Below are 5,224 nucleotides of genomic sequence, written 5' to 3'. Positions count from 1 at the left end.
GTTCGCGGCCGGGCTGGGCGGGCGGATGGGGAGCGGCCGGCAGTGGTTGTCGTGGATCGGTCTCGACGACGTCGTCGACGTGTATCACAGGGTGCTCTACGACGAGAACTTCAGCGGGCCGGTGAACAGGTCGCGGGCCGGATCGCGCGGATCCCACCGCCGTTCGCCCTCCGCTCGGGCCGGCCCGCGAACCAGCCGGATCACCCGGTGACCGCCCGTGCTCAGAAAAGCCGACAGCGCCGAGCCGACGAGCCCGGAGGATCCGGTCATCGCGACGACCAACGGCGCCGCACCGGCGGCCGCGGCTCGGCGGTGCGCGGCCAGGTCATCGGTGAGCTGACGCTGCCGGTACGCGAACGTCGACCGCAACGCGGCTGCGGGCACCACGGTCTCGACACGGTCGTGGACCCGGGTGCCGCCGTCGGCATCGGTGAACGAGTGGGTGTGACGCCAGCGGCCGACCACCCGCGGCGGCCACGACGACGGCCCCTGCGCCGACAGCTCGTCGGCGAACCGAACACCCGGCACATACGCCGACGGGTCGTGGCGCGCGACCCAGCGCAGCCCGCCCGGCAGCCCGAGCACGGCCACCCCGTCGGCCAGCGACGACGCCTCGGACACCACGGACATCGGCTGCCAGGGCGGCACCAGCCGGCGCATCGCGCCGGGACGGGCATGCCATTGCCAGACCTCGTCGCGCGGGTGGCCGACGACGCAGTCGTACTCGATGCCCATGGCCCTCCCCGGGGGTAGGCGTGCCGTCGGTGAGCGTTCGGTGCCGCCGCGGTGACGGATTGCCGCGCACCGGACGAGGGTATTCCCGCCGCAGGACGGTGTCATGGCCGAGAAGAAGCGGACTTTCCAAGACCGCCGCGAGGCAGGTCAGGTGCTGGCGCGCGACCTCGCCCGGCACCGGGGGCGGCCGGACCTGCTGGTGCTCGGCCTGGCCCGCGGCGGCGTGCCGATCGGCTGGGAGGTGGCCCGGGAACTGCGGGCGCCGCTGGACGTGTGCCTGGTACGCAAGATCGGCGTACCGCAGTGGCCCGAGCTCGCGATGGGCGCACTGACCAGCGGCGGCGGAATCGTGCTGAACGACGACCTGCTGCGCAGTCTCGGGATCGCCGACGACGCGCTGAACGACGCGATCGAGCGCGAGACCGCCGAACTGCAGCGGCGTGAAGAGGCCTACCGCGGTGACCGCGGGCCACTGATGCTGGCGGGCCGCACGGTGATCCTCGTCGACGACGGCATCGCCACCGGAGCCAGCATGCTGGCGGCCGTGCGTGCCGTCCGCCAGGCCGGGGCGCAGCGGGTGATCGTCGGAGTGCCCGTCGGACCGGCGTCGGTGTGCCGCCGGTTGCGGGAAGAGGCCGACGAGGTGGTGTGCTCGACGATGCCGACCGATTTCCGGGCGGTCGGGCAGGTGTTCGCGGATTTCCACCAGGTCAGCGACGACGAGGTACGCGAACTGCTCGCCGGCTGAAGGCGTCGGTCAGCTCTTCGGAGACTCGTCGTCGGACCGGACCTCGGGTTCCACGTCCACGGGCACCGAATCCTCGGCCGGAACGTCGTCCTCCTCGGCGATCGGGGCCTCGTCCGGATAGTCCTCGGCGTGCTCGGACTCGTCGGAATCCGTTGCGGCAGGCGGTGATTCATCCGCACTCCGGCGATTGGACCGCTCCCGCAGCGCGTCGACGATCAACAGCACGACACCGATGACGCTGGCCGCGATGCAGACCCAGGCGATGAGCTCGTTGCTGGTGACCACGGCCATCACCAACGCCGCCAGACCGATGACGGCGAGGACGAGCGCGACGATCAGCATGGGCCGGACCTGGGTCGGAGGGGCACGCGACTAGTTGCTGCCCCGGTTGAACTGGTTGAACCCACCGTCGTTGCCGGCGCCGGAGTCGACCGGGGCGGCCGAGCCGCGCTGGCCCAGCTCCTCGAGCTGAGACTCCAGGTAGGTCTTGAGGCGGGTGCGGTATTCACGCTCGAAGGTGCGCAGCTGTTCGAGACGGCCTTCGAGCACCGTGCGCTGCTGGTTGATGGTGCCCATGATCTCGGAGTGCTTACGCTCGGCGTCGGCCTGCAGGGCGTCGGCCTTCTCCTGAGCCTGGCGCAGCTGCGCCTCGGACCGGCTCTGCGCGTCGGCGAGCATCGCGTCGGCGCGCTGGCGCGCCTCGGTCACCGTGGTCTCGGCGGTCTGACGCGCCTCGGTCACCATCTGGTCGGCCTGCGCCCGGGCGTCGGCGAGCATCTTCTCCGACTCGGCCTTGGCGCTGTTGGTCAGGCGGTCCGCGGTGTCCTGGGCCAGGCTGAGGACCTTGGCGGCCCGCAGATGCTGATCCTCGGGAGCCGGCGCGGCGGCCTGCGCGGGCGCGGCCTCGTAGGTGGGCTCGGGTGCCGGTGCCGGTGCCGGTGCGGGTTCGGGCTCCGGCTCGTAGACTGGCAGCGTCTGCGTCGGCTGGGCGGCGCCTTCGCCGGCGCGGGCCGAGGCGAGCTCCTGGTCCAGTTCGGCGACCCGCTGACGCAGGTCGCTGTTCTCCTCGATGAGGCGGGACAGCTCGTTCTCGACGAGGTCGAGGAACGCGTCGACCTCGTCCTCGTTGTAGCCGCGCTTACCAATGGGTGGCTTGCTGAATGCCACGTTGTGCACGTCGGCAGGAGTGAGCGGCATTGTCTGCCCCCTTGAAGTCTGGACCGTCAACTGATCTCGAAGTGTAAAGCCTTGCTGCAACGTAACTGGCGTCCATCCTGTCACACCAGACCCGGCGGTTGCAGTCGAGGTCGATAATTAATACCGAAACTCAACATCCCGCGGGCAGCCCGAATCCGCGGCGCCACCGATCGGAGCAGCTGAATCCCGAGGTCAGGCCGCTGCGCCGAAGGCGAGTTGCATGCCGATGAACGCGACCAGCAGCAGCACCATGATCGACAGATCGAAGCGGACCGCACCGATGGTGAGCTGCGGTATCAGCCGCCGCAGCAGCTTCACCGGCGGGTCGGTGAGCGTCATGATGATCTCCAGGATCACCACCGTCGCCCCGCGCGGATGCCAGTCGCGGCTGAAGGAGCGGATGAACTCGACCACGACCCGGGCGATCAGCAGGAGCCAGAAAACGAACAGCGCGAAACCCAGGATCTCGAAGAAGAGCGCCAACTAAGCCGACCTCACTCAGGCAGATGTGTGACCTTGACTACAGCTGCGACGCAGCCTGAGTCGCTTCGGACTGACAGCGCCCGCGCGACGCAGCCAGCCTACCCGGGGTCACGGGTGCGGCTATTGGTAGGCGTAGAAGCCGGCCTCGGCGATGCGGCGACGCTGCTCGGCGGTCACGTCGACGTCGGCCGGCGACAGCAGGAAGACCTTGGTGGCGACCTTGTCGAACGAGCCCCGGAGCGCGAAGGCCAGCCCGGCGGCGAAGTCCACCAGGCGCTTGGCGTCGGCGTTGTCCATCGAGACCAGGTCCATGATCACCGGGGTGCCGTCACGGAATCGCTCGCCGATGGTGCGCGCCTCGCTGTAATCCTTCGGCCGCAGGGTGGTGATCTTCGCCAGCGGGCTGCCGGCCTCGAACAGCTCGGCCATCCCCCGCGGGTCCATCGCCAGCGCGCCGCGCGTCGAGCCCCTCATCCCGCCGAAACGCGGTGGGGTCCGGTCGAATTCACGCGGACCACGCATGCGCGGCTCGAAGCGGGCGTCGTCGAAACCGCCCCGGTACGGAGCGGGCTCGTCGTACTCGCGACGCCGGTCGTCGGCCGGGCTGTCATAGCCGCGCACATAGCCCTCGTCCTCGAAGCGGTCTTCACGGGGACGCCGGTAGCCCCGGGCGGGGACGCGGTCGTCGTCCTCGTAATAGTCGTCCTCGTAGTCGTCCATCGGGGCCATACCGAAGTAGGCCTTGACTTTGTGCAGTGTGCTCATTGTGAGGACCCTTCGTGCGGTGAAGACTCAGGAAAGTTCGGCGAGTTTGGTGTCTGTGATGAAGGTGTGACTCGTGTGACTACTGCGGGTGACGTTAGCGGTCGCGATCCCAGTAGCGCGGTACCGACACGCACACAAGTCGATCCGTGTCGGATTGCCGTTTCGAGGTCGCCGGACATGCCCGCGGAGAGCCCGAGGCGTTGCCGGTAGTCGCGCTGCACCCGGTCACGCTCCTGTTCCAGCCGGGCGAACGCTTCGCCGGGATCGGAGTTCAGTGGCGGAATGGCCATCAACCCGACGAACTCCAGGCCGGGCGCGCCGTCGACGGCGCCGCACAGCTCGTCGATACGCGCCGCGGCCGCCACGTCCACACCGCCCCTTGCCTCGTCCCCGTCGAGGCTGACCTGCAGGTACACCCGAAGCGGCGCGGCGCGGCGGCCGTCGTCGAGCGCCTCCGCGGCCGCCCGGTCCAGTGCGGCGATCACCTTCGGGCTGGCGACCGAATGTGCCGCGTAGGCCCACTGCGCCACCGAACGCGCCTTGTTGCGCTGGATCCGTCCGATCATGTGCCACCGGATCGCCGCTCCCCCGACGAGCGCGCCGACCTCGCCGGCCTTGGCCGCGGCCTCCTGATCACGGGACTCACCGAACGCCGAACACCCCAGGCGGTGCAGCGCGACGACGTCGGAGGCCGGGAAGAACTTGGTCACCGGCAGCAGTTCGACCTCGGCGGCGTCGCGGCCCGCGGCCGCGGCCGCCCGGGTGACCCGCTCCCGCAACGCGGCCAGCGCCCGGCCGAGCTCGGCCTCGCGCGTCACGACGCCGGCTCCAGCCAGATCACCGACGCCATGCGTCCGGTCGGGGCGTCGCGACGGTGACTGAACAGGTTCTGATCCTCGACCGTGCACCGCGGGTCCACGTCGACCGACCGCACACCCAGCGAGCGCAGCTGCGTCGCGATGCCTGCGCGCAGATCCAGCCCCGGCGTTCCGCGGTGGGTCCTGGTCCGGCTGCCGGGCAGCGCCCGCTCCACCTCCGCCGCCATCGCGTCGGGCACCTCGTAATTGCGGCCGCTGACGGCGGGTCCGAGTAACACCGACACATCCTCGACGTGCGCGCCCGCGTCGGTCATGGTCCTCAGCGCCCGCGCGACGATGCCCGCGGCCGCACCGACCCGGCCCGCGTGCACGGTCGAGGATCAGAACCTGTTCAGTCACCGTCGCGACGCCCCGACCGGACGCATGGCGTCGGTGATCTGGCTGGAGCCGGCGTCGTGACGCGCGAGGCCGAGCTCGG

General features: G+C 70.3%; 7 protein-coding genes and 2 pseudogenes. 2 read left to right on the top strand and 7 right to left on the bottom strand.

The window, feature by feature from the left end; genetic code table 11:
• Positions 1-117 precede the first annotated feature (117 nt).
• Positions 118-735: pseudogene (locus ASJ79_RS18230) on the bottom strand (TIGR01777 family protein); the annotation flags it as partial.
• Between the two features lie 103 nt (positions 736-838).
• Between ASJ79_RS18230 and ASJ79_RS18225 the strand changes: the two are divergent.
• Positions 839-1,483 carry a phosphoribosyltransferase gene (locus tag ASJ79_RS18225; protein WP_067958018.1) on the top strand — a complete coding sequence of 215 codons (645 nt, stop codon included), beginning with the start codon at positions 839-841 and terminating at the stop codon, positions 1,481-1,483.
• Between the two features lie 9 nt (positions 1,484-1,492).
• Here the strand turns inward: ASJ79_RS18225 and ASJ79_RS18220 are convergent, their stop codons facing one another.
• The 6 genes and pseudogenes from ASJ79_RS18220 to ASJ79_RS18195 all read right to left on the bottom strand — a co-directional run.
• Positions 1,493-1,825: a DUF308 domain-containing protein gene (locus tag ASJ79_RS18220; protein ID WP_067958013.1), complete on the bottom strand. Its 333-nt coding sequence runs from the start codon at positions 1,823-1,825 to the stop codon at positions 1,493-1,495.
• A gap of 30 nt (positions 1,826-1,855) precedes the next feature.
• On the bottom strand, positions 1,856-2,680 hold the full coding sequence (locus tag ASJ79_RS18215; RefSeq protein WP_067958012.1) for a DivIVA domain-containing protein: 825 nt from the start codon (positions 2,678-2,680) through the stop codon (positions 1,856-1,858).
• A 192-nt stretch (positions 2,681-2,872) separates the two neighbouring features.
• Positions 2,873-3,163: a YggT family protein gene (locus tag ASJ79_RS18210; protein ID WP_067958009.1), complete on the bottom strand. Its 291-nt coding sequence runs from the start codon at positions 3,161-3,163 to the stop codon at positions 2,873-2,875.
• A 120-nt stretch (positions 3,164-3,283) separates the two neighbouring features.
• Positions 3,284-3,928, bottom strand: a complete 645-nt coding sequence (locus ASJ79_RS18205; RefSeq protein ID WP_067958006.1) for a cell division protein SepF — start codon at positions 3,926-3,928, stop codon at positions 3,284-3,286.
• Entirely contained in the window at positions 3,925-4,746 is an 822-nt protein-coding gene (locus tag ASJ79_RS18200) for a YggS family pyridoxal phosphate-dependent enzyme (protein ID WP_067958004.1), read from the bottom strand. Before ASJ79_RS18200 ends, ASJ79_RS18205 begins: the two co-directional genes overlap by 4 nt.
• A pseudogene (locus ASJ79_RS18195) lies at positions 4,743-5,123 on the bottom strand (laccase domain-containing protein); the annotation flags it as partial. The gene ASJ79_RS18200 and the pseudogene ASJ79_RS18195, both read right to left, overlap by 4 nt.
• Here ASJ79_RS18195 and ASJ79_RS31210 point away from each other — a divergent pair.
• The gene (locus ASJ79_RS31210) at positions 5,059-5,205 is read left to right on the top strand and encodes a laccase domain-containing protein (RefSeq protein ID WP_369803704.1); all 147 of its coding nucleotides are present in this window, start codon (positions 5,059-5,061) and stop codon (positions 5,203-5,205) included. The pseudogene ASJ79_RS18195 and the gene ASJ79_RS31210 overlap by 65 nt on opposite strands.
• Positions 5,206-5,224 lie beyond the last annotated feature (19 nt).

It is taken from the genome of Mycobacterium sp. NAZ190054 (genome assembly GCF_001545925.1).
In the GTDB taxonomy this organism is placed as follows: domain Bacteria; phylum Actinomycetota; class Actinomycetes; order Mycobacteriales; family Mycobacteriaceae; genus Mycobacterium.
The sequence above is the reverse complement of the archived record's forward strand: the minus strand, read 5'-3'. Positions and strand labels throughout refer to the sequence as shown.

Bases quoted from the DNA above. Each gene is read 5' to 3' on its own strand.
- ASJ79_RS18220 (WP_067958013.1), bottom strand. From the start codon at position 1,825: ATGCTGATCGTCGCGCTCGTCCTCGCCGTCATCGGTCTGGCGGCGTTG.
- ASJ79_RS31210 (WP_369803704.1), top strand. From the start codon at position 5,059: ATGGTCCTCAGCGCCCGCGCGACGATGCCCGCGGCCGCACCGACCCGG.
- ASJ79_RS18205 (WP_067958006.1), bottom strand. From the start codon at position 3,928: ATGAGCACACTGCACAAAGTCAAGGCCTACTTCGGTATGGCCCCGATG.
- ASJ79_RS18225 (WP_067958018.1), top strand. From the start codon at position 839: ATGGCCGAGAAGAAGCGGACTTTCCAAGACCGCCGCGAGGCAGGTCAG.
- ASJ79_RS18215 (WP_067958012.1), bottom strand. From the start codon at position 2,680: ATGCCGCTCACTCCTGCCGACGTGCACAACGTGGCATTCAGCAAGCCA.